Here is a 21,069-nt window from a genome sequence, read left to right on the forward strand (position 1 = left end):
CCGTAACGGATTCCCGTGTGGTAGCTGGTCCGATATGATGTGGGATGGGCTATATCGAAGGACATTCGCGCGATCAGATGCTGCTGCTTCCGGCGTCGGTCGATGACTATGTTGCGTCCGACAATCCGGTCAGGTTCATCGCGGCTTTCGTGGATGATTTGAACCTTGACGAGTTGGACTTCGGTCGTGCGCGACCAAAAGCGACAGGGCGGCCCGGCTACGATCCCGCCGATCTGCTGAAGCTGTATCTCTACGGTTATCTCAATCGGGTGCGATCGAGCCGTTGCCTGGCGGCAGAGACGGGGCGCAACCTTGAGGTGATCTGGCTGCTGGGCGGCCTGCGTCCTGATTTCCGCACGATCGCTGATTTTCGCCGGGCGAACCGCGAAGCATTCAAACCGCTGTTCCGATCCTTCGTGCTGTTATGCCGTCGCCTTGATCTGTTCGGGCGGGAACTGGTGGCGGTGGACGGCACGCGGCTCAAGGCAGTGAACAGCCGCAAGCGCAACTTCACGCGCCAGAAGCTGGCCGGGTGGATCAAACTCGCGGACGAACGGATCGATGAGTATCTGTCACGCCTCGACCGTGCCGATCGCGCCGAAGCCGAGGCCGATGGAGCGGCCCGTCGCGCGGCGGTGCTGATGGCGAAGGTCGCGCGGATGCGGGAGCGGCGCGAATTGCATAGCGCGATGCTGGCCGATCTGGTTGCGCGCGGCGAAAGCCAGTTGTCGCTCACCGATCCCGATGCGCGCGGGATGGCGACCCAGCCCAAGGTCGGCGTGGGCTACAATGCACAGGTCGCGGTCGATGCCCGGCACAAGCTGATCGTCGAGCAATATGTGACCAACTCGGGCAGCGACCTGGGCTTTCTGGCGCAAACGGCCAGCGCCGCACGAGAACTGCTGGGTATCGAGCAGATTGAAGCCGTGGCAGACAAGGGCTATTACAAGGGCGAGGACATTGCTGCCTGCGAGGCCGTTGGCGTCGTACCATATGTCGCTCGCCCGCAGCGCGGCCCTGCCATTACCGAGGGCTATTTCGCCCAGGACGAGTTCCGATATGATGCCCACCACGATTGCTACACATGCCCCGGCAGCCAGCGTCTCGAGCCTTATAGCCGCTCGCAGAAGAATGGGCATTCACCATCCGCTATGCCAATATGCGGGCCTGCCGGGCCTGTGCCCTCAAGCCCCAATGCGCGTCCGGCACAAAGCGGACTATCGATCGGTGGGAGGGCGAAGCCGTGCTCGAACGCATGGCCGAAAGGCTCGCCGCTCGACCCGACATACTCGACCAGCGGCGTGAAACGGTCGAGCATCCCTTCGGCACGATCAAGCAGTGGATGAACCAGGGCGCGTTTCTGATGCAGGGACTTGCCAACGTCAACGCCGAGTTCAGCCTTACCGCGCTCGCCTACAATCTGAGGCGGGCCATCAACATCCTGGGCATCCCGGCTCTGCTACGGGCCGTGCATGCCTGAAAAGGGTACGCTTTTACGTAGGACAATCCGATATTCCGCCCATCAGCGGCCCCTATGTCCATCTTGGGCCATCTCTCCACAACTTCCCATACAACCACCGAAAACCGGCCTTCCTCACCATCGGCCTCCCGACAAGCCTATCTGTCATTCCGTTTTCGGACGGACTGAGGTGTTTTTCAGAGGCCTCCGCTACCGGGATTTTGTCGACAGCGCGGCAGCCGCAATGATTATCACGGCGCCGCTGGCCATCCGGCTTGGCAACCGGCAGGTTTATCCGAAACCCGACACTCCCGTCGTGTGCAGGAACGGCGGTTTTGTCCCAAGGGCGGTCGATCACTATGCCGTGATAGCCAGATGAACAAAGGACAAGTTTTACGGAGCCCTTTCGAACGGTCGAGTATCGGCTTTGTTGGCGATCACGGCTTCAAATATTATGAGTTCCGTCTCTGAGATGGCAGGTGCCCGCGGACGCGCCGGAACGCATCGGCAAACTTACTGGGATTGGAATAGCCGACCGCCAATGCGGCGTGCGTGACCGAAGTTCCCTGAGACAGGAGCGCTGCTGCATGGTCCATACGCCGGGCTGTCAGGAACTGATAGGGTGCCAGGCCGCTGGCATCCCGGAATGCGCGGCTGAAACCAGCGACATCACGTCCCACCAGTGCGGCCATATCGGCGACCGTCAGATCATCGGCCAGCTTGAGCTGAATGAAGGCTTCTATGTCCCGCATCTGTCTGTCGGAAAGCGGTCTCTCACGGCGGCGAGGCGGGGCCTCGGCGCTCAGCTCGCCGAGCCGCGCGAACAGCAATTCGACGCTGTGATCGATAAAGGCATTGCTCATTCCGTGCGTTTCGCCTTCGTGCCAGATTGCCCGCATGACCGAAGTCAGCAGCGGATCGCGGTGCAATCTGCACGCCGCCCCGACCAGTCGCGCGGCGTCGAACTCCTTGCCCAGACGCGCCCCGAAAGCGTTGTGATCGATTCCCAGTGCCAGCATCCCGCAAGCGCCCCAGCGGACATCGGCGCCGTCGTCAGGCAGATTTAGGAGCACAGTCCCCGGTCTGACCACACCTTCAAGCGATCCGTGGCGGGATCGCCGCATCATCGGGGCCGTACGCGCGCTCACCATGTTGATGCTGATATAACCTGCCGCAGCCTGCTCACCGGCGAACGGCGCATATTCCATCGACGCCATGCGCAGCGCCGCGTCGTTCGACAGGCAGATATGGCGAGGCACTACGCCGAGCATGCCCGCACGCTCGCGTAAAGCCTCCAGTTCCAGATCTGCATCCAACTGCCGCTGCCCCCGATTCTGTCACGAATGGAGCATTCCACCCAAGAGCGGAGTAGCACCCCGCGCCGGTCAGACTATACGAACCTAATATTGCAAATCAATCGCAACAATAGGGCCGACAGGGGAATGATCGTGAACCGTCTCGTATTGCTGAGTGCTGGCGTTTCGGCGCTGGCGCTGTCCATCGCCGCGCCCGCATCGGCGCAAGACGTGGAGGAGCGGGGCGAGATCATCGTCACCGCAGAGCTGATCCAGCGCCCGCTTCGGCTCACCGGCAACAGCGTGGCCGTGCTGACGGGCGAGGACATCCAGCGCACGCCCGGGCTCGACACTGTCAGAGACATTCTGGAGATAGTGCCCAACGTCACGCTGGTGACAGGCACGGGCAAAGCGCCGACAGTGCGGGGCATCGATGGCACGGGACCGGCGGAAAACGCCAATGCCTTTTTCGCGGGTAGCCGCGCGCGGTTAAGCTGGCGGATCGACGGTCGTCCCGCCAGCTATAATGAAATCGTGTTTGGCGATATCGGCCTGTGGGACATCGATCGTGTCGAGGTTCTGCGTGGTCCACAAAGCACGCTGGTCGGCCGCAACTCCATTGCCGGAACGATCGCCATCGAGACACGCGATCCTGCGTTCAAATCAGAAGGCGCAGCGCAGATCGCCATGGGCAATTACGATCAGCGCCGCCTGTCTGGCATGATCAATGTGCCGATCACACAGGACAGCATCGCCCTGCGCCTGTCTGCCGACTGGTATGGCCGCGAGTCTGCCACGGATTATCAGTCGTATCCGGGGGTGGATGATCCTGGAACAGTTCGTGCGCTGTCATTGCGCGGCAAGTTACTTCTTGTTTCGCCATCCGATTCAGGCCTGCGATTGCTGCTCACCGCTGCCCATACGGATTATCGGGGGCCGAATGGCGAGATCATCGTGCGCCCCTTCGAGAATCGCGTTTCCAACTATCCCCAACAGCCGGTCCACGAGCCGCGCACGACGAGCATCAGCGCGCAGGCAAGCGTGCCTTTGGGAGAGCGCTTGTCGTTGGAAGGCTTCGCATCCTTCACGGATTTCCGCTTTCTGCGACACGTAGTGCCCAACAGCTCGAACGCGCGGATCGACACGAAGGAATACATTGTCGAGCCACGCCTTCGTTACAGGGGCGATAACGGACTCTCCGCGGTTGCGGAGCTCTACGTCTACCGGGCGCGGCAGGATGAGTTCATCGAATTCATCGTCGCCCAGAACTTCCGGGACGAGAGCGACACTTTCGCTGCCTATGCCGAGGGTGTGATTCCGCTGGGAGCGCAGCTCTCATTGTCGCTCGGAGCGCGTTATGAGCGTGAGAAGCGACGCCGGTCTGGCGGTGATGCGACCGGAGCGATTGCGGCCATTTCGGCTGACGCAATCTATGACGCCTTTCTGCCGAAGCTTGGTCTGACATGGTCGCCCGATGACAGCAGCAGCTGGGGCATCCAGATTTCCCGAGGCTACAACGCAGGCGGCGGCGGTATCGCCTCCAGCATCCCCATCGTGAACTATGAATATGGCGCGGAATATGTCTGGACCGGAGAGATCTTCGGCCGGCAGGAATGGGCGGGAGGACGCATTCGCACGACCCAGAACATCTTCTATTCGCGCTATCGCGACATGCAGTTGCCCTTCGACCTCACCCCCAATGACACACGCGATGAAGCCTTCGTCGTTCGCAATGCCGATAAGGTGGAAACCTGGGGCGCCGAACTGGGCATCGCCGCGGACCTTGCCGCAGGGCTGACGGCGCGGGCTGATCTCGGTTTGCTGGGAACCCGGATCGCGGACTATCCCGGATCCGGCGTTGAGGGCAATGATCTGCTGACGGCCCCCTCCTTCACCGCCAGCGGCGGGCTGAACTGGACATCCGGAGCCTTCTCGCTTGCCGGCGCGCTCAGCTATACTGGCGCCTACTTCACCGATGTGAACAATCGTCCGCTTGGGCGAACGGACCGGCGGCTGATCGCGGACATGCAGGCCGCTGTCGATTTGGGCGCCATTCGGTTCACGGGTTCGTTCAAGAATCTGTTCGATAGCCGCAAGGCCCTCGCCAGATATCCGGGCCACGCACCCGTGGGTGGAACGGGGCTGGACCGTGACTATGATAATGCCGTTCTGGTCCAGCCCCGGACATTCCTGATCGGCGCGCAGGTGCGCTTCTGATGGGCTTGATTGAAACGCGGCTGGATGCATGGCCGCTGGTGATCTCCGTCGCCAGCGGTCTGTCTTCCCTCGATCAGCACGTTGCCTATCTGGAGGAGTGGCGGAACTGGTTTTTGCGAGACGAGCGTTTCGCGGTTTTGCGCATTTTCGAGGATGAGGAAGCGCTCGTCCACCCTGATGGTTCCGCTCAGGCGACCAAAGCCTGGCTGCGAAGCGGCATTGCCGATGCCATCAGGCAGCGCGTCACAGCGATGGTCAATGTTGTGCCCCCGGTCGCTTATCCGCGGTTTGCGCCAATGAGCATCGAGCGGACCTTCGGTGTCCCTGGACTTATAACGGCAGACCGGAATGAAGCGTGCCAATGGTTGGCGCACAATGACACGCTTGGTGTTGAATGGTCGAAAGTCGAGAAAATCTGCGACGCGTGGCACTGAGCAGCCAAGGGCTCCGTGCCACCTTCCATAAGTCGGACTTGCTGGCCCCGGCAGATATTCGCCACGGCGCGATATGTGCGAGGTTCCCACGCAAACGCCGTGGATAGCTGTATGGGTGACATGCGTGGATAGGTGCTAAAGATTGGAGCAGGATGCAGACTGCCGGATAGCGCGCATCCTCGCGTGCTATTCGCTCAAATGTTTGCCCATGCGAATAAGCGGCACCGACACCCCGTCCACGTCCACTGCGGCGGGTTCGATCACGCGGTATCCGCATGCCACATAGAGCGGCTGTCCGCTCAGCGTCGCCATCAGTTCCACCCGGCCGAAGCGTTCGGCGGCGGCCGCCTTTTCGCACAGGTCAAGGATGCGCCTTCCTACGCCGCGCCGGACGAAATTCGGATGGGTGTACATCGCCCGGACTCGCGCTGCATCCCGAAGCGGATCAAGCAAAGCTGCATCACGCGACGCGCTGTGGTCACCGCCATAAAGCGTCGCACGTCGGCTCCACCCGCCGCAGCCGGCAAGTATGCCGTCCTCCTCCACCAGGAAATAGGTTTGGTCGTGAATAAGCTGGGTATCGAGCCCCATGATCGCTCGGCTCGCCAACACCTGTTCGTGCGAGAGGAAGGCGGTCTGAAGTCGATCAATCGCCAATGTCATGAGATCATTGAGCGCGACGAGGTCTGCCGGTGTGGCGAGCCTGTTGGTGACGTTGCCGATCATATTGTCAGGCCCTCTTGCGCAGTCTCGCGCTCCGACGGTGTCGCGAGGCGAAGCTGCCACCGTTCCCCGGTGACCGGTTCGCCGAAATCGTGATGGACCGTGCTTTCGATCCGCTCGAACCCGTGCCGAGTATAAAGTCGGCGCGCGGTCTCCAGCACAGCCTGCGTCCAGAGTGTCAGCGTGGCATAGCCCTTGTCCCGCGCGAAGCCGATGCAGGTCGTGACCAGCGCGTCGCCGATGCGTCGTCCGCGCGCGAACGGCTCGACATAGAGAAGGCGCAGCCGTGCGATACCGCCACCTTCGTCGGTCAGGAAGATTGATCCGGCCATTACGCCGTCAACTTCCGCCACCCAGCATTGCTCGCGCCCTGGCTTGAAATCACGCAGGAACGTGGTCGTGACCTCGCCTTCCACCACCTCCAGGCCGCGTCCCCAGGCATGGCTGTCGGCGTAGAGAATGGACTGCCGAGCGGCGATCCGGCCCATGTCGCCGGTCCGAAACGGGCGGATGGTGAAGCCCGATGTGGTCGTGGGGTCGAGCAGGAGGCGGGCTCTGGCCAGCGCCTCGACCAAGTCGGCCTGTGCGACGGGATCGAGCCGCGCGATCATGCCCGCCACGGCATCGCGCTGGCGTGCATCAAGCAGCGCGAATGCTTCTCGACCCGCCTCGGTCAGCCGGATCGGACGAGTCCGGGCGTCGGTGCCGCGATCCCGGATGATCCAGCCACGCTTCTCGAAACGCGTGAGGATGCGACTGACATAGCCTGCATCCATACCCAGGCTCGCCTGCAGCGCGTTGGCGGTTCCCGGTTCATTGACAGCAATCTCGAACAGCAGCCGCGCCTCGGGAAGTGTCGCCTCGCTGCCCAGGAAGCGCGCATCGAGCGCCCCGGCCAGTTGCGTGTAGAAGCGGTTGAAACTGCGAATGGGGGCAATGGCGTCGTTCATGGCCACCAATTTCGCCAGAATACTTGACGATGTCAACCATATGGATGAAGTGCTTGGCCAGAAGGTGAATTTGACGTTGCCCGGGCAGAACGCTGAAACGTCGGCTGGTGAGAATGAGCTTGATAGCTGCAGCGCTAACTCTGTCGGCAAAGTGACCTGTTGCGCGTACATCCCCCGATGATGCTGGGAAGGGGAGGGACCATCGAGGATGGTTGCGGGCATCACGCTGATCCCCTGACCTGATCCAGCTTCGGCTTCGTTCGCGCCGCCTGTTGCGGCCCGTGAGTCGGAGCCTCGATCATGACCCCCACCAAGCTGCTTGTCGGCCAGATTTTCGTCGTTTTTGCCATCGTCATTCTGGGCGTCTGGGCCGCGACCCAATGGGCCGCCGCCCTGCTCGGCTATCAGGCTCAGCTTGGCGAACCGTGGGCGATGGCGTTCGGGTATCCGGTCTATCGGCCGTGGCAGCTCTTTGCATGGTGGTATCACTACGAAGCCTATGCGCCGGAGGTCTTCGACAAAGCCGGCATGCTGGCCGGGGTCAGCGGCTTCCTCGGTTGCGCTTCGGCGATAGCCGGTTCGCTCTGGCGGGCGCGGCAGAACCGGCATGTCACCACCTATGGTTCTTCGCGCTGGGCATCGCGTGGTGAGATCGGCAAGGCTGGGTTGTTCCACGATGCAGGCGTGTTTCTTGGTCGCTACCGAGGCGATTATTTGCGCCATGATGGGCCCGAACATGTCATGGCCTTCGCACCGACCCGGTCAGGCAAGGGCGTTGGACTGGTGGTGCCATCGCTGCTGTCATGGACCGGCAGCACTGTAGTTCACGACATCAAGGGTGAGAACTGGCAGCTAACTGCCGGATGGCGCTCGCGCTTTTCGCATTGCCTGCTGTTCAATCCGACCGATCTGCGCTCGGCGCGCTACAATCCGCTGCTCGAGGTCCGTAAAGGCCCGGACGAAGTGCGCGATGTCCAGAACATCGCCGATATTCTCGTCGATCCCGAAGGCGCGCTCGAACGCCGCTCGCATTGGGAAAAGACCTCGCATTCACTGCTCGTCGGCGCGATCCTCCATGTGCTCTATGCCGAGGAAGAAAAGACCCTTGCCCGGGTAGCGACCTTCCTGTCCGATCCCCAGCGTTCGTTCGCGCATACGCTGCGGCGGATGATGGCAACAAACCATCTGGGGACGAAGGAGCAGCCGCAGGTTCACCCGGTGGTCGCCAGCGCAGCGCGCGAAGTGCTGAACAAGTCGGAAAACGAACGCAGCGGCGTCCTTTCCACCGCCATGTCGTTCCTTGGTCTGTACCGGGATCCGATCGTGGCGCGCAACACGGCGGCCTGCGACTGGCGTATCAGCGATCTTGTCGATGCGGCCCATCCGGTCTCGCTCTATCTGGTCATTCCGCCGTCCGATATTTCGCGGACCAAGCCGCTGGTCCGTCTCGTCCTCAACCAGATCGGGCGCCGTCTGACCGAGCGCCTGGAGGGCGATCAGCACAAGAGCCGCAAGCATCAGCTTCTGATGATGCTGGATGAATTTCCAGCGCTCGGCCGGCTCGATTTCTTCGAGACCGCGCTCGCCTTCATGGCAGGCTATGGCATCCGCGCTTACCTGATCGCCCAGAGCCTCAATCAGATTTCGAAGGCCTATGGCGAGAACAACGCCATTCTCGACAATTGCCATGTCCGCATCGCCTTTTCCTCGAACGACGAGAGAACCGCGAAGCGGATCAGCGATGCACTGGGCACAGCGACCGAACTGCGTGCGCAGCGCAATTATGCCGGGCACCGGCTGGCACCCTGGCTCAGCCATGTCATGGTGTCGCGGCAAGAAACCGCCCGTCCGCTGCTGACGCCGGGTGAGGTGATGCAACTGCCGCCGGCAGATGAACTGGTGCTCGTCTCTGGCCTCGCGCCGATCCGCGCGAAGAAGCTTCGTTATTTTGAAGACGCCAATTTCACTGCCCGGGTCCTCCCGCCACCCAGCCTCGGTCCTGATGATGGCGTCTACGCCGATCGCCCCAGCCCGCGGCCCGATGATTGGGGCAGCGAAGTGCGCGGTCTTCATGAAGGGCTGGTGGCGACCGCTGATCAGGAAGGGGCGTCCTTTGATGAGGAAGCCGAAGGCGGCCTGCAGCAGCAGCGCCATCCCGGCCTTGCCGAAGAACGGCCCGAGCCGATCGCCGAAGCTGGCGCGGAGATGATCCCCGGCATCGAGGATGACAGCGATACGGCTGCGGACCGGCGGGCCATGGACCGCCTGCGGGGTCTCGGCGCTGTCCAGCGAGCCCATGCGATGAATGAAGCCGATCGTGGCGACGATCTGCTGCCGAGCTTCTAAGGGGAGGGCCGCCTGTGAAACCCCGCCATCACCTTTATCTCGACGATGAACTGACTGCTCAGCTGGAACGATTGGGTTCGAAGCCGGGCACATCCAAGTCGGCTATCGTTGCCGATGCGCTGCGCGACTATCTCAACCGGCGCGCCACGCGTCAGGTCGACGATCTTCTGAAGGTCCGGCTCGACCGGATGAGCACACAAATCGGACGGATCGAACGCGACAGCCTTGTGCTGCTCGAAACACTCTCGCTGTTCGTGCGCTACCAGCTGACCGTCACCGCGCCGCTTCCCGAGGGAGACAAGGCCGCACAGGCGATAGGGCGGGAGCGCTTTCGCCGGTTCGTCGATCAGGTCGGGCGGCAGCTGGCGACAGGCCGTTCCATTGGTGCCGCGGCTTCCGACGAGGCCGGACAATGAGCGGCGTCAACAGCCAGGCGGAGGGTCGCCGTCGCGCCATGCTGCGCACTGCCATGGGCCCGGCGATCGCGGCTGCACTTGGCGATCCGCGCGTCATTGAGATCATGGTCAACCCCGATGGGTCGCTCCGGCTTGACCTCCTGGGAGAAGGCCGCGTCAATACGGAATTGCGGGTGAAGCCGGCAGAAGCCGAGCGCATCATCCGCTTGGTCGCCAGCCATGTTCGTACGGAAGTCCATGCCGGCGCGCCTATCGTGAGCGCGGAACTGCCTGAAGGTGGTGAACGCTTCGAAGGTCTGCTGCCACCGGTTGCGAGTGCGCCGTGCTTTTCAATCCGCAAGCCGGCGGCCCGGATCCACCGGCTGATCGACTATGTCGCGGATGGCATCATGCGCGCCGAAGTCGCGCTGGCGCTCTCCATGGCGGTGGTCGAGCGCAAGAACATCCTCGTTGCCGGCGGCACCTCGTCGGGCAAGACGACGCTCGCCAACGCGCTGCTGAACGAGATGGCAACGCTCGATGAGCGGGTCATTTTGATCGAGGATACGCGCGAGCTGCAATGCGCTGCGGCCGATACCGTAGCGCTGCGGACCAGGCCGGGCGTCGTCACCATGGCCGATCTGGTCCGTTCGACCCTGCGCCTGCGCCCCGATCGCATCATCGTCGGCGAAGTCCGGGGCGGTGAAGCGCTCGACATGCTCAAGGCGTGGAACACCGGGCATCCGGGCGGGATCGCCACGGTCCACGCCAATTCCGCGCGTTCCGCGCTCTATCGCATCGAGCAGCTCGTCGCCGAATGCGTGGTCACCGTTCCGCGCCGCCTGATCGCGGAAGCGATCGACATTGTCGTGTTCATTTCCGGCCGGGGCACCGGCCGCAGGATCGAGACCGTGGCCGAGGTCAGCGGGCTCGATGCCGACGGTGATTTCGCCGTCACCGACCTCGCCATTCCCCACAGCACAGGAGATTGAAATCATGCACGCCCACTATCGAACCGCCATACGCCAGTTGCCGAACCGGCTGCTCATCGCGGCGGCAGTTCTCGGCTTCCCCGCTGTCGCCATGGCCTCAGGTTCCGGCATGCCGTGGGAAGAACCGCTCCAGCAGATCCTTGAATCCGTTCAGGGTCCTGTCGCCAAAATCGTCGCTGTCATCATCATCATCACGACCGGGCTGGCGCTGGCTTTTGGCGAGACATCGGGCGGCTTTCGCAAGCTGATCCAGATCGTCTTCGGCCTCTCGATCGCCTTTGCCGCCAGTTCCTTTTTCCTGTCCTTCTTCAGCTTCGGCGGCGGAGCGCTGGTCTGATGGTCGGCGCCGGCTCCATCGCGGCGGGAGGGCATGTCGAGGGCTTCGAGGTCCCGCTGCACCGCGCGCTTACCGAACCGATCCTCTTGGGCGGAGCGCCGCGCGGCATCGCGATCCTCAACGGTACGCTCGCCGCCGCGATGGGGCTGGGACTTCAGCAGTGGATCGCGGGGCTTCTGCTCTGGCTCGCCGGGCACAGCCTCGCGGTGTTCGCGGCCAAACGCGATCCCGATTTCGCCACCGTCCTCGCTCGCCACCTCCGGCAGAAGGCCTATCTTACATGCTGAACCTGAAGGAATATCGCGGGACCGCCGACCGGCTTGCCGATCACCTGCCCTGGGCCACACTGGTCGCGCCGGGCGTGGTGCTCAACAAGGATGGCAGTTTTCAGCGGACCCTGCGCTTTCGCGGCCCCGATCTCGAAAGCGCGACCGAAGCCGAACTCGTTTCGGTCTGCGCGCGAGCCAATAACGCGCTGCGGCGTCTGGGTTCGGGCTGGGCGCTGTTCTTCGATGCCGAGCGCCTGCAAGCGCTGGGCTATCCAGTAAGCGACTTTCCCGATGCAGCATCATGGCTGGTCGATGAGGAACGAAGAGCTCATTTCGATGGACGGCGCGCCGAGCATTTCGAGAGCCGCTATCACTTGACCCTCTGTTATCTGCCGCCTGCCGATCAGGTGAGCCGGGCCGAACGTGCGCTCCTCGAGCACGATGTTCCGCAGCAAGGACGAGACTGGCGGCAGGAACTACGGGCATTCGTCGCCGAGACCGACCGTGTGCTCGATCTGCTGTCCGGCTTCATGGCGGAAGTCAGGGCACTCGACGATGCCGAGACGCTGACATTTCTCCACGGCAGCATCTCGACGAAGCGGCATGCCGTCGCGGTCCCGGAAACGCCGATCTATCTCGACGGGCTGCTGGTCGATACACCGCTTTCGGGCGGGATCGAGCCCATGCTGGGGGACCAGCATCTGCGGACCGTCACGGTCATGGGTTTCCCGAACGCCACGCGGCCAGGCATTCTCGATGCGCTCAACCATCAGGGCTTCGCCTATCGCTGGGTCACCCGCTTCATCGCACTGGACAAGACCGCCGCGAACAAGGCGCTGACCCGCATCCGTCGGCAATGGTTCAACAAGCGCAAGTCGATCGCGCAGCTCATGCGCGAGGTGATGATGAACGAGCCGGTGCCGCTCACGGACAGCGACGCCGACAACAAGGTCGCTGACGCCGATCTCGCGCTGCAGGCGCTGGGCGGCGATCATGTGGCGTTCGGATATTACACCGCGACCATCACCGTGTCCGATACGGATCGCGCGGTGGCGGACGAGAAAGTCCGCATTGTCGAGCGCATAGTCAATGGCCTCGGCTTCACCTGCATTCGCGAGAGCGTGAACGCGGTGGAAGCCTGGCTGGGGTCGCTGCCCGGCCATGTCTATGCCAATGTCCGGCAGCCGCTGGTCCATACGCTGAACCTCGCCCATCTGATGCCCTTGTCGAGCGTCTGGGCAGGGCCGGCACGCAACGATCATCTCGCAGGCCAGCCGCTGCTTTATGCAGAAACCAGCGGATCGACACCGTTTCGCCTTTCGCCCCATGTCGGCGACGTCGGGCATATGCTGATCGTCGGACCGACCGGTGCCGGCAAATCGGTACTGCTGGCGCTGCTAGCACTGCAGTTCCGCCGCTACCCCGGATCACAGGTCTATATATTCGACAAAGGACTGTCGGCCCGCGCCGCTGTGCTGGCCTGCGGCGGCGAGCATCATGCGCTGGGGGAGGGCGATGGTCTCGCCTTCCAGCCCCTGAAGGCTATCGACGATGAGAGCGAGCGGGCCTGGGCGGCCGAGTGGATTGCTTCGCTGCTGGTCCACGAGAAGGTCGAGGTAACAGCCGAGGTGAAGGAAGCGCTTTGGTCGGCGCTGACCAGCCTTGCGAGCGCGCCCGCCGAAGAGCGCACGCTCACCGGTCTTTCGGTCCTGCTCCAATCCAACGCGCTCAAGGCCGCGCTCATGCCCTATACGCTGGAAGGGCCGTTCGGGCGGCTCCTCGATGCCGCCGAAAACAGCCTTGCGCTCGGGGCCATGCAGTGCTTCGAAACCGAAACGCTCATGCACTCGGCAGGCGTGGTGCTGCCCGTTCTCACCTACCTGTTCCACCGGCTCGAAGAGCGGTTTGATGGCAGGCCGACGCTGCTGGTGCTCGATGAGGCCTGGGTCTTTCTCGACAATCCGGTCTTCGCCCAGCGCATCCGCGAATGGCTCAAGGTCCTGCGCAAGAAGAATGTCAGCGTGGTGTTCGCCACGCAGAGCCTTGCCGATATCGCGGACAGCAGCATTGCCCCGGCAATCATCGAGAGCTGTCCGCAGCGCATCTTCCTCGCCAACGACCGCGCGATCGAACCGCAAGGACGCGCCGCATATGAACGCTTCGGGCTCAATGACCGGCAGATCGAACTGATCGCCCGCGCGACACCCAAGCGGCATTATTATCTGCAATCCCGGCGGGGCAATCGCCTGTTCGAGCTCGCGCTCGGGCCTGTCGCGCTCAGCCTGTGCGGGGCTTCCGATCCGGAAACACAGCAGCTGATCGACCGGCTGCTTGCCGAACATGGGCAGGCCGCGTTCCCCGCCGCCTTTCTTGAAGCGCGCGGCCTCGTCTGGGCCGCAGAGCTTCTCCGAGACTTCCCCGGCGCGAACAGCGCCGGGGGAGACCCCGTCCATTCCCAGCAGAAGGAGCTCTTCTCATGAAATCGCCTATTCTCGCGTCCGTCCTTGCAGGCATCGCCTGCACTGGCGCAGTCATCATTCCGCTCGCGCCGGCACATGCCCAGTTCGGCGGCGTCGTGTTCGACCCCAGCAATTATGCGCAGAATGTGCTGACAGCTGCGCGCACGCTGCAGCAGATAAACAATCAGATCCAGGCGCTGCAAAATCAGGCGTCGATGCTGACCAATATGGCAAAGCATCTCCAGCGCCTCGATTTCTCGTCGCTGACGCAGATCACCCGGTCGATGCAGAAGATCGGTACGCTGATGGATCAGGCCGATGGTATCGCCTTCGACCTTGCCTCCACCGACGAGGCGCTGCGCCGGCAATTTCCCGCTGCCTTCGACACGGCGCTGTCGACCAGCGAGATCGTCGCGCAGGCCCGGACCCGCTTTGCGGCATCGATGCAGGGGTATCGCCAGACCATGCGGGTCCAGGCGCAGGTGGTCGAGAATATCGACGAGGACGCCGACCTCCTCGCGCAACTGGTATCCCAAAGCCAGTCCGCGACTGGCAGTTTGCAGGCGGCTCAGGCGACCAACCAGCTCATCGCGCTGTCGGCGAAGCAACAGCTTCAGATCCAGCAGATGATGGCGGCACAATATCGCGCCGATGCGCTTGAGCGTGCGCGCCAGCAGCAGGCCATGGAAGCCGCCCGCGAGCAGACGCGGCGCTTCATCGGTTCGGCCCACATCTACACGCGCGACTGACGGCATCAGGAAGGCGGCCTGGCCCATGGACCCTGACTTGAACATCATCGACGGCTTTCTTGAAGCCTTCATCAGCTACATCGACAGCGGCTTCGGGCTTCTCTCGGGCGATGTCGCGTTTCTCACCAGCGTGCTGATCGGCATCGACGTGACGCTGGCGGCGCTCTGGTGGGCGATGGACAATGACCAGGATGTGCTGGGCAAGCTCATCAAGAAGGTCCTCTACGTCGGGGCCTTCGCCTTCATCATCGGCCAGTTCAGCACGCTTGCCGAAATCATTTTCAGGAGCTTTTCCGGACTCGGGATCACCGCGGGCGGGGGAGGCCTCTCTGCCGACGATCTGATGCATCCCGGCGCGATTGCCGGGACTGGCTTCGAGGCGGCGCATCCGCTGCTCGATCAGGTCTCCGAGCTGTCGGGGTTCCCCGAATTCTTCGGCAATTTCCTGTCGATCGCGGTGCTGCTCATCTGCTGGCTCCTGGTGGTGCTGGCCTTCTTCATCCTCGCGATCCAGCTGTTCATCACCATCCTTGAGTTCAAGCTGACGGCATTGGCAGGCTTCGTCCTTGTGCCTTTCGCCTTGTGGAACAAGACCAGCTTCCTGGCTGAACGTGTGCTCGGCAATGTCGTTTCGGCGGGCATCAAGGTCATGGTGCTCGCAGTCATCGTCGGGATCGGCACCAACCTCTTCGACGAACTGACCGCCCTCGTCGGTAGCGAGCCGGACATTGCCGAGGCTTTGAGCCTGCTCATGGGCGCGCTGACCCTGTTCGGCCTTGGCATCTTCGGTCCCGGCATTGCAGCGGGCCTTGTTTCCGGTGCCCCGCAGCTTGGTGCGGGTGCCGCTGTCGGCACGGTGGCGGGCGCTGCGATCATGTCCGGCGGGGCTGCGATGCTCGGTGCGCGCGGCGCCATGATGGCGGGACATGGCGGCATGGGCGCGATCCGGGCAGGCACCGCGATGGGATCGGCTGCATCGAGCGCCTACCGGCTTGGTCAGGAAACCGCCGGAAGGACAAGCGTCGGTGCCGGCCTTGGCGGTTTGGCCACCGCTGCCGGAGGTGCTGCATCGCAAGGCGCGAGAGCGGCCGCTTCGCGCATCGCAACGCCGCTTCGGTCCAGTGTGGAGAAGGGCCGGCAGGCCGCCTGGAACGCCGGGCAAACCTCATCGACATCACCTGCGTCCGACACAGGGCCGGCGGCCGGGGCGGGTACATCGCCTGCCGGCATGCCTGCCTGGGCGCAGAGCCTGCGCTCCGAGCAAACCGCCCGTCATCGCCGACACATGGCGATGCAGGCGCTGCGCGACGGAGACCGGCCCGGCAGCGGCGCAAATCCCAACCTCAGCGAGAAGGAGTAAACCCCATGATCTTCAAGCGATCGATCCAGCGCTATGGGGTGACGCCCCAGCCCGAGACACCCTATCAGCGTGCTGGTCAGCTCTGGGATGAGCGTATCGGCTCGGCCCGTGTCCAGGCCCGGAACTGGCGGCTTGTCGCCTTTTCCTGCCTTGGCCTTACCGGCATCCTGATCGGTGCGAATGTCTGGCAGTCGATGCAGAGCCGCGTCGCGCCCTATGTGGTGGAAGTGGATCGTCTCGGCGAAGCGCGCAGCGTCGCCCCTGCAATCCAGAACTACCAGCCCACGGACGGGCAGGTCGCCTGGCATCTGGGGCGCTTCATATCGAATGTCCGCTCGGTCTCGACCGATCCGGTGCTGGTGAAGCGCAACTGGCTCGATGCCTATGACTTCGCCACCGACCGGGCGGCGATCTTCCTCAACGAATATGCAAGGGCCAACGATCCTTTCGCCGGGATCGGCCAGCGCAGCGTTTCGGTCCAGGTGACGAGCGTGGTGCGCGCTTCGGACAGCAGCTTTCAGGTCAAATGGACCGAGAGCATTTATGAGCGCGGCAGCCTCGCCAAGACCGAGCGCTGGACGGCCATGCTCACTGTGACGATGCAGCCGCCCAAAACGGCCGATGCCCTGCGCAAGAACCCGCTCGGCCTGTTCGTCAATGCGATCGACTGGGCCCGTGAACTCGATGGCCAGCCATCCCCGTCTCCACGGCGTCAGGGGCAAGCAGCTGACCTTGCTGCGCCCGCAGTCCCTGCCGCCGTGCCCCCGATGGCCGCCGACCCAGAACAGAAAGGAGTCCGTCCATGATTGCCCGTCTTTCCCTGTCTCTTCCCGTAGTGGCGCTGCTGTCTGCCTGTGCCGGGAAGACGCCGCCGCCTGCGATCGCGCTCGACAGCGCGCAGTTTCGGCCTGCCGTGCTTGAGGCTGAACCAGCCAAGCCTGTCGAGATCGTCGAAACACCCGTGCCGCTACCCTTGCCAGGCCAGCTTCTCCCGCCGCCGTCGGTCAGGGTTGATGCCGGATCTCCCACGGCGCGGGTCGAAGCGGCAAACCGTGCGGCGACGCGCGAACCGTCGAGTGCAGGCTATATCAATGCCGTGCAGGTCTACCCCTGGACCGACGGCGCGCTCTACCGCCTCTATGCGGCCCCGGAGCAGGTGAGCGACATCGCGCTCCAGCCCGGCGAGAAGCTCGTGGCGGTTTCGGCAGGAGATACCGTGCGCTGGGTCATCGGTGACACCTCAAGCGGGGCCGGCGAGACCGCGCGGGCGCATATATTGGTCAAGCCCTTTGCGCCGGGCCTCAAAACCAACATGGTCATCACCACCGACCGGCGCGCCTATCATCTCGCGCTGGAAAGCACCGACAAGACCGCCATGGCGGCGATCAGCTGGACTTACCCCCAGGATCGCCTGCTGGCCTTGCAGAGGCAGAACGAACGTGCCGAGGAAGCACGGCCGGTAGCGGACAATATCGCGCTCACCAATTTGCGCTTCCGCTATGCCATTACCGGCGACAATCCGCCCTGGCGCCCCGTTCGGGCATGGGATGATGGCAACAAGGTCTATATCGAGTTTCCGGCCCGGCTTGACCAAGGGGAGGCACCGCCCCTGTTCGTGGTCGGGCCGCTCGGGCAGAGCCAGCTGGTCAATTATCGTGTCAGCGGCAATCACTATATCGTCGATCGCCTCTTCGGCGCGGCCGAACTGCGGCTTGGCGAGAACCCGCAGGCCGTCGTGCGCATTTCCCGCACCGATGCTGCGCAGGGGAGGGCACGCCCATGAGCGGTCCCGCCAAGGATGACGCTGGCCCGGAACCGCGTGCTCCCGGTGAATCCATAGCACCCCCGCCTGAGCCGGCCAAACTGAGTGCGGAAAAGCTTGTCCTGCGCGCCGCACCACGGCGTGTTGTCCGGTTCCGGCGCGGTGTGATCATCGGCGGAGCCGCTTGTGCCTCGTTCGCCATCGCCGGTGTCGCCTGGATGGCGCTGGGGCCGAAGACGTTGCAGGTGGTCGCCACCGGTGATGAGAAGGCTGTCGCGGATCGGCGCACGCCCGCCGATGCCGTCGCCAATCTGCCCGGAACCTATGGTGAGCTGCCATCGGGTGTTCCGGTGCTGGGCTACCCGCTGCCCGGCGATCTCGGGCGGCCGATCCTCGAGCACCAGCGCGGTCTCGGCATCGATCCGGCAACCGATCCGGGTGCCATACCGCCGTCCATGACCATGGAGGAGCAGGCCGCCGAGGCCGAGCGTCAACGGATCATTGCTCAGGCAGCGCAGGCCCGCGAGGCCGGCGTGATGGTCCAGTCGTCCAGGCGGGGTGCTGCGGCGCCGACTGCAGGCGCGGATAGCACGCCCACAGGCAGTGCCGCGCCAGGCCAGAGCGAGCAGACAGCGCGTCTCGCACTGGATCCAGAGCGGGATCAGAACAACCAGCAGCGCAAGCTCGACTTTGTCGGGAGCCAAGCGTCGGCCGGCATCACCAATGCCCACGCGCTCCAGACACCGGCATCGCCCTATCAGCTGATGGCAGGCAGTGTCATCGCCGCCAGCCTGATGACGGGGCTCAATTCCGATCTTCCGGGCATGGTGGTGGCGCAAGTGACCGAACCGGTCTTCGATACCGTCACGGGGCGTATCCTGCTCATCCCGCAAGGCTCGCGGCTGATCGGCAGCTATGACAGCGTCGTGGCTTTCGGCCAGCGGCGTGCCTTGCTGGTGTGGCAGCGGATCATCCTGCCCAATGGCAGTTCGGTTCAGATCGACAATCTGCCGGCCACCGACAGCGCCGGTTATGCGGGGCTGGCCGACAAGGTCGACTTCCATAGCTGGCAATTGCTCAAGGGCGTCGCGCTCTCGACGCTGCTCGGCGTCGGCACCGAACTCACGCTGGGCAGTGACGAGAGCGATCTTGTCCGCGCGATACGCCAATCGACCCAGCAATCCGCCAATCAGGCGGGTCAGCAGATCGTCTCGAAGAACCTCAATATCCAGCCCACCATCACCGTCCGTCCCGGATGGCCGCTGCGCGTGATCGTCCACAAGGACATCGTGCTGCGGCCCTGGGCGGGCGCTCGCTAGACAAGGAGAGCCGCGATGCTCAAGCTTGCAAAATTGCCGGACCGGACACCGGTCAAACTGGCCATCACCATCACGCCCGATCTCGCCCATGCGCTCGGCGACTATGCGACGATCTACAACCGGACCTATGGCGACAAGGCCGAAGTGGCGGAGCTTGTGCCCGCCATGCTCGACAGCTTCCTGGCCAGCGATCGCGTCTTTGCCAAGGCGCGCAAGGACATGGAGGCCGGGACATGACGCGCAAGCGGACGATCGGCCGCTTCCGGCGCTCGAAGCAGGGCGGATGGGAAGGGGAGATCAACACGCTCTCAATCCAGCGCGCGATCCGGCTTGTGCCCAATGACAACAGGGTCAGCGACAACGCCCCGGCATTCCGGGTCATGCTGGGCTGGCAGCATATCGGTGACGCCTGGGAGCGTCTGTCGCGCAGCGAGCCTGCCCGTGAATATTGGCGTGTACGGATCGACGATCCCTTCTGTCCGCTCAGCGCCATGCTGTTCCCCGACGCGGAAGGCATGACCGCGCAGCTGGTGCTGCAGGTCTGACCATGGGCGGGGGAGCCGAGCGCGTTCTGACCATCCGGGAAGCAGCGGCGCTGCTCAAGGTGCACCCCAATACCATCCGCAATCTGCTGGCCGAGGGGCGCATTCCGGCGGCCCGGGTCGGGCGTCAGTGGCGCTTTCTGGAAGGCGAACTTGTCGCCTGGATTCGCTCGGGCTATTCTGCGTCCGCACGAATGCAGTCGAGTGCCCCAACAAAGGAGGCATTATGGCACTCTGGAAACGTGCAGGAAAATATTACGTCAAGCTCACAGCACCTGACGGAACGCTCATTAGACGCTCTACTGGAACGACCGACAGGCTGAAGGCGCTCGAATTCCACGACAAGTTGAAGGCCGAGCTGTGGGACCTTGCCAGGCTGAAGCAGAAGCCGAAGCGGACCTGGGACGAGGCGGCTTTGCGGTGGCTGAAGGAGAAGGCACACAAGAAGTCCTACCGGGACGATGTGAGCCGGATCCGGTGGTTCACCAATCATCTGCGTGGCAAGACATTGGATCAGGTGAGCAGGGACATGATCGACCGGCTCATATCGCGCCATTTCGCCCGCAAGAGCGATCGCACCAAGGATCTCTATGTCGCGCTCATCCGCGCGATCTTCCGGAAGGCGATGCGGGAATGGGAATGGATCGCGCATGTGCCGGCGTTCAAGACCTATGCGCGCAGTGGCCGGGTCAGGGTGCGGTTTCTCACCCATGATCAGGCCGCCGAGCTCATGGGTCGGCTTCCTGAACACCAGCGCGAGGTGGTGCTGTTCGCTTTGTCGACCGGCCTGCGTCAGGGCAACATACTCCATCTGCGATGGGATCAGGTCGATATGACCCGGCGCATCGTCACGATCGGATATGGCGAGACCAAGAACGGGGAAGCGCTCGGCGTTCCCCTGAACGAGGCGGCCCTTGGCGTGTTACGGCGGCAGAAGGGCAAGCATCCGGTTCATGTGTTCACATTTCGGGGCAAGCGCCTTGCCAATGCGAATACGCGGACCTGGCGTGCGGCATTGAAGGCCTGCGGGATCGAGGATTTTCGCTGGCACGATCTGCGGCACACCTGGGCCACCTGGCTCCGGCAGAATGACGTGCCCACCTGGGTGCTTCAGGAGCTGGGGGGATGGAAATCGGAGTCGATGGTGCGGCGTTATGCACACATGTCGGTGAAGCATCTCCAGCCCTATGCCGACCAGCTGATTTTACCGGGCACAGACCCGCTGATTAGTCCGGTCACAGACACGAAAAAGTCTAACTGCCCGGAAAAGCTGGAAAGCCCAGGTCACAAAAATGGTCACAGCGAGAGCCGCCCGCGGCTTAAGCTTGTCGCTGGCCTCGACGTAAACTCTTGATTATAAAGGAAGGAAAATGGTGGACGCACTTGGGCTCGAACCAAGGACCCGCTGATTAAGAGTCAGCTGCTCTACCAACTGAGCTATGCGTCCACACCGGCAACCGG

General features: G+C 63.2%; 21 protein-coding genes, 1 tRNA gene and 2 pseudogenes. 20 read left to right on the forward strand and 4 right to left on the reverse strand.

What is annotated here, in order from left to right; translation table 11 throughout:
* Window positions 1–77 precede the first annotated feature (77 nt).
* Window positions 78–1,082: pseudogene (locus tag IWY39_RS02020) on the forward strand (transposase); the annotation flags it as partial.
* A gap of 77 nt (window positions 1,083–1,159) precedes the next feature.
* Entirely contained in the window at window positions 1,160–1,480 is a 321-nt protein-coding gene (locus IWY39_RS23965; protein WP_229380589.1) for a transposase, read from the forward strand.
* A gap of 431 nt (window positions 1,481–1,911) precedes the next feature.
* Here the strand turns inward: IWY39_RS23965 and IWY39_RS02025 are convergent, their stop codons facing one another.
* Complete coding sequence (locus IWY39_RS02025) at window positions 1,912–2,775, reverse strand: helix-turn-helix transcriptional regulator (RefSeq protein WP_196871327.1); 864 nt, start codon at window positions 2,773–2,775, stop codon at window positions 1,912–1,914.
* A gap of 126 nt (window positions 2,776–2,901) precedes the next feature.
* On the opposite strand from IWY39_RS02025, the gene IWY39_RS02030 reads away from it, so the two are divergent.
* Entirely contained in the window at window positions 2,902–4,971 is a 2,070-nt protein-coding gene (locus IWY39_RS02030) for a TonB-dependent receptor (RefSeq protein ID WP_196871328.1), read from the forward strand.
* Window positions 4,971–5,405, forward strand: coding sequence for a hypothetical protein (locus IWY39_RS02035; RefSeq protein ID WP_107124017.1), 435 nt, complete (start codon window positions 4,971–4,973; stop codon window positions 5,403–5,405). The genes IWY39_RS02030 and IWY39_RS02035 overlap by 1 nt, the downstream gene beginning before the upstream one ends.
* 186 nt (window positions 5,406–5,591) lie before the next feature.
* Here IWY39_RS02035 and IWY39_RS02040 read toward each other — a convergent pair whose 3' ends face one another.
* Together IWY39_RS02040 and IWY39_RS02045 are read right to left on the reverse strand one after the other, a co-directional pair.
* Window positions 5,592–6,131, reverse strand: a complete 540-nt coding sequence (locus IWY39_RS02040) for a GNAT family N-acetyltransferase (RefSeq protein ID WP_107124016.1) — start codon at window positions 6,129–6,131, stop codon at window positions 5,592–5,594.
* On the reverse strand, window positions 6,128–7,078 hold the full coding sequence (locus IWY39_RS02045; protein ID WP_107124015.1) for a bifunctional helix-turn-helix transcriptional regulator/GNAT family N-acetyltransferase: 951 nt from the start codon (window positions 7,076–7,078) through the stop codon (window positions 6,128–6,130). The genes IWY39_RS02040 and IWY39_RS02045 overlap by 4 nt, the downstream gene beginning before the upstream one ends.
* Here IWY39_RS02045 and IWY39_RS02050 point away from each other — a divergent pair.
* The 16 genes and pseudogenes from IWY39_RS02050 to IWY39_RS24425 all read left to right on the forward strand — a co-directional run bounded on the left by IWY39_RS02050 (window position 7,077) and on the right by IWY39_RS24425 (window position 20,962).
* Window positions 7,077–7,259 carry a hypothetical protein gene (locus IWY39_RS02050; RefSeq protein WP_107124014.1) on the forward strand — a complete coding sequence of 61 codons (183 nt, stop codon included), beginning with the start codon at window positions 7,077–7,079 and terminating at the stop codon, window positions 7,257–7,259. The two genes, IWY39_RS02045 and IWY39_RS02050, sit on opposite strands and share 2 nt — an antisense overlap.
* A gap of 119 nt (window positions 7,260–7,378) precedes the next feature.
* Window positions 7,379–9,424, forward strand: a complete 2,046-nt coding sequence (locus IWY39_RS02055) for a conjugal transfer protein TraG (protein ID WP_107124013.1) — start codon at window positions 7,379–7,381, stop codon at window positions 9,422–9,424.
* A gap of 14 nt (window positions 9,425–9,438) precedes the next feature.
* Window positions 9,439–9,840, forward strand: coding sequence for a CopG family transcriptional regulator (locus IWY39_RS02060; protein ID WP_107124012.1), 402 nt, complete (start codon window positions 9,439–9,441; stop codon window positions 9,838–9,840).
* Window positions 9,837–10,811: a P-type conjugative transfer ATPase TrbB gene (gene trbB / locus IWY39_RS02065; protein ID WP_181316640.1), complete on the forward strand. Its 975-nt coding sequence runs from the start codon at window positions 9,837–9,839 to the stop codon at window positions 10,809–10,811. The genes IWY39_RS02060 and trbB overlap by 4 nt, the downstream gene beginning before the upstream one ends.
* A 4-nt stretch (window positions 10,812–10,815) precedes the next feature.
* Complete coding sequence (locus IWY39_RS02070) at window positions 10,816–11,148, forward strand: TrbC/VirB2 family protein (protein ID WP_107124011.1); 333 nt, start codon at window positions 10,816–10,818, stop codon at window positions 11,146–11,148.
* Window positions 11,148–11,435: a VirB3 family type IV secretion system protein gene (locus IWY39_RS02075; RefSeq protein ID WP_107124010.1), complete on the forward strand. Its 288-nt coding sequence runs from the start codon at window positions 11,148–11,150 to the stop codon at window positions 11,433–11,435. Before IWY39_RS02070 ends, IWY39_RS02075 begins: the two co-directional genes overlap by 1 nt.
* Window positions 11,429–13,897 (forward strand): conjugal transfer protein TrbE, encoded by a 2,469-nt coding sequence (gene trbE / locus IWY39_RS02080; protein ID WP_107124009.1) that lies wholly within the window; start codon window positions 11,429–11,431, stop codon window positions 13,895–13,897. The genes IWY39_RS02075 and trbE overlap by 7 nt, the downstream gene beginning before the upstream one ends.
* Complete coding sequence (gene trbJ, locus IWY39_RS02085) at window positions 13,894–14,625, forward strand: P-type conjugative transfer protein TrbJ (protein ID WP_107124008.1); 732 nt, start codon at window positions 13,894–13,896, stop codon at window positions 14,623–14,625. The genes trbE and trbJ overlap by 4 nt, the downstream gene beginning before the upstream one ends.
* 25 nt (window positions 14,626–14,650) lie before the next feature.
* Entirely contained in the window at window positions 14,651–15,985 is a 1,335-nt protein-coding gene (gene trbL, locus IWY39_RS02090; protein WP_107124007.1) for a P-type conjugative transfer protein TrbL, read from the forward strand.
* A gap of 5 nt (window positions 15,986–15,990) precedes the next feature.
* Complete coding sequence (gene trbF / locus IWY39_RS02095; RefSeq protein ID WP_107124006.1) at window positions 15,991–16,791, forward strand: conjugal transfer protein TrbF; 801 nt, start codon at window positions 15,991–15,993, stop codon at window positions 16,789–16,791.
* A complete protein-coding gene (gene trbG / locus IWY39_RS02100; protein ID WP_107124005.1) occupies window positions 16,788–17,768 on the forward strand; it encodes a P-type conjugative transfer protein TrbG in 981 nt (326 codons plus the stop codon). The genes trbF and trbG overlap by 4 nt, the downstream gene beginning before the upstream one ends.
* Entirely contained in the window at window positions 17,765–19,066 is a 1,302-nt protein-coding gene (locus tag IWY39_RS02105; protein WP_107124004.1) for a TrbI/VirB10 family protein, read from the forward strand. Before trbG ends, IWY39_RS02105 begins: the two co-directional genes overlap by 4 nt.
* 15 nt (window positions 19,067–19,081) lie before the next feature.
* Entirely contained in the window at window positions 19,082–19,303 is a 222-nt protein-coding gene (locus IWY39_RS02110) for a DUF2274 domain-containing protein (RefSeq protein ID WP_107124003.1), read from the forward strand.
* Complete coding sequence (locus tag IWY39_RS02115; protein WP_107124002.1) at window positions 19,300–19,611, forward strand: DUF736 domain-containing protein; 312 nt, start codon at window positions 19,300–19,302, stop codon at window positions 19,609–19,611. Before IWY39_RS02110 ends, IWY39_RS02115 begins: the two co-directional genes overlap by 4 nt.
* Before the next feature lie 2 nt (window positions 19,612–19,613).
* Window positions 19,614–19,721: pseudogene (locus IWY39_RS24525) on the forward strand (helix-turn-helix domain-containing protein); the annotation flags it as partial.
* 17 nt (window positions 19,722–19,738) lie between these two features.
* A complete protein-coding gene (locus IWY39_RS24425) occupies window positions 19,739–20,962 on the forward strand; it encodes a tyrosine-type recombinase/integrase (RefSeq protein WP_229380588.1) in 1,224 nt (407 codons plus the stop codon).
* 17 nt (window positions 20,963–20,979) lie between these two features.
* On the opposite strand, the gene IWY39_RS02130 is transcribed toward IWY39_RS24425, so the two are convergent.
* Window positions 20,980–21,055 (reverse strand) — tRNA-Lys (locus tag IWY39_RS02130).
* Window positions 21,056–21,069: the final 14 nt, after the last annotated feature.

Origin of the sequence: Sphingobium sp. JAI105 (assembly GCF_015752145.1) — a bacterium.
In the GTDB taxonomy this organism is placed as follows: Bacteria; Pseudomonadota; Alphaproteobacteria; order Sphingomonadales; family Sphingomonadaceae; genus Sphingobium; species Sphingobium xenophagum.

Excerpts from the sequence above, each read along its gene's own strand:
- IWY39_RS02110 (WP_107124003.1), top strand. The coding sequence starts at position 19,082 with ATGCTCAAGCTTGCAAAATTGCCGGACCGGACACCGGTCAAACTGGCC.
- trbE (WP_107124009.1), top strand. The coding sequence starts at position 11,429 with ATGCTGAACCTGAAGGAATATCGCGGGACCGCCGACCGGCTTGCCGAT.
- trbL (WP_107124007.1), top strand. The coding sequence starts at position 14,651 with ATGGACCCTGACTTGAACATCATCGACGGCTTTCTTGAAGCCTTCATC.
- IWY39_RS02070 (WP_107124011.1), top strand. The coding sequence starts at position 10,816 with ATGCACGCCCACTATCGAACCGCCATACGCCAGTTGCCGAACCGGCTG.
- trbG (WP_107124005.1), top strand. The coding sequence starts at position 16,788 with ATGATTGCCCGTCTTTCCCTGTCTCTTCCCGTAGTGGCGCTGCTGTCT.
- trbB (WP_181316640.1), top strand. The coding sequence starts at position 9,837 with ATGAGCGGCGTCAACAGCCAGGCGGAGGGTCGCCGTCGCGCCATGCTG.
- IWY39_RS02040 (WP_107124016.1), bottom strand. The coding sequence starts at position 6,131 with ATGATCGGCAACGTCACCAACAGGCTCGCCACACCGGCAGACCTCGTC.
- IWY39_RS23965 (WP_229380589.1), top strand. The coding sequence starts at position 1,160 with ATGCGGGCCTGCCGGGCCTGTGCCCTCAAGCCCCAATGCGCGTCCGGC.
- trbJ (WP_107124008.1), top strand. The coding sequence starts at position 13,894 with ATGAAATCGCCTATTCTCGCGTCCGTCCTTGCAGGCATCGCCTGCACT.
- IWY39_RS02105 (WP_107124004.1), top strand. The coding sequence starts at position 17,765 with ATGAGCGGTCCCGCCAAGGATGACGCTGGCCCGGAACCGCGTGCTCCC.
- IWY39_RS02115 (WP_107124002.1), top strand. The coding sequence starts at position 19,300 with ATGACGCGCAAGCGGACGATCGGCCGCTTCCGGCGCTCGAAGCAGGGC.
- IWY39_RS02075 (WP_107124010.1), top strand. The coding sequence starts at position 11,148 with ATGGTCGGCGCCGGCTCCATCGCGGCGGGAGGGCATGTCGAGGGCTTC.
- IWY39_RS02055 (WP_107124013.1), top strand. The coding sequence starts at position 7,379 with ATGACCCCCACCAAGCTGCTTGTCGGCCAGATTTTCGTCGTTTTTGCC.
- trbF (WP_107124006.1), top strand. The coding sequence starts at position 15,991 with ATGATCTTCAAGCGATCGATCCAGCGCTATGGGGTGACGCCCCAGCCC.
- IWY39_RS02035 (WP_107124017.1), top strand. The coding sequence starts at position 4,971 with ATGGGCTTGATTGAAACGCGGCTGGATGCATGGCCGCTGGTGATCTCC.
- IWY39_RS02045 (WP_107124015.1), bottom strand. The coding sequence starts at position 7,078 with ATGAACGACGCCATTGCCCCCATTCGCAGTTTCAACCGCTTCTACACG.
- IWY39_RS02050 (WP_107124014.1), top strand. The coding sequence starts at position 7,077 with ATGGCCACCAATTTCGCCAGAATACTTGACGATGTCAACCATATGGAT.
- IWY39_RS02030 (WP_196871328.1), top strand. The coding sequence starts at position 2,902 with ATGATCGTGAACCGTCTCGTATTGCTGAGTGCTGGCGTTTCGGCGCTG.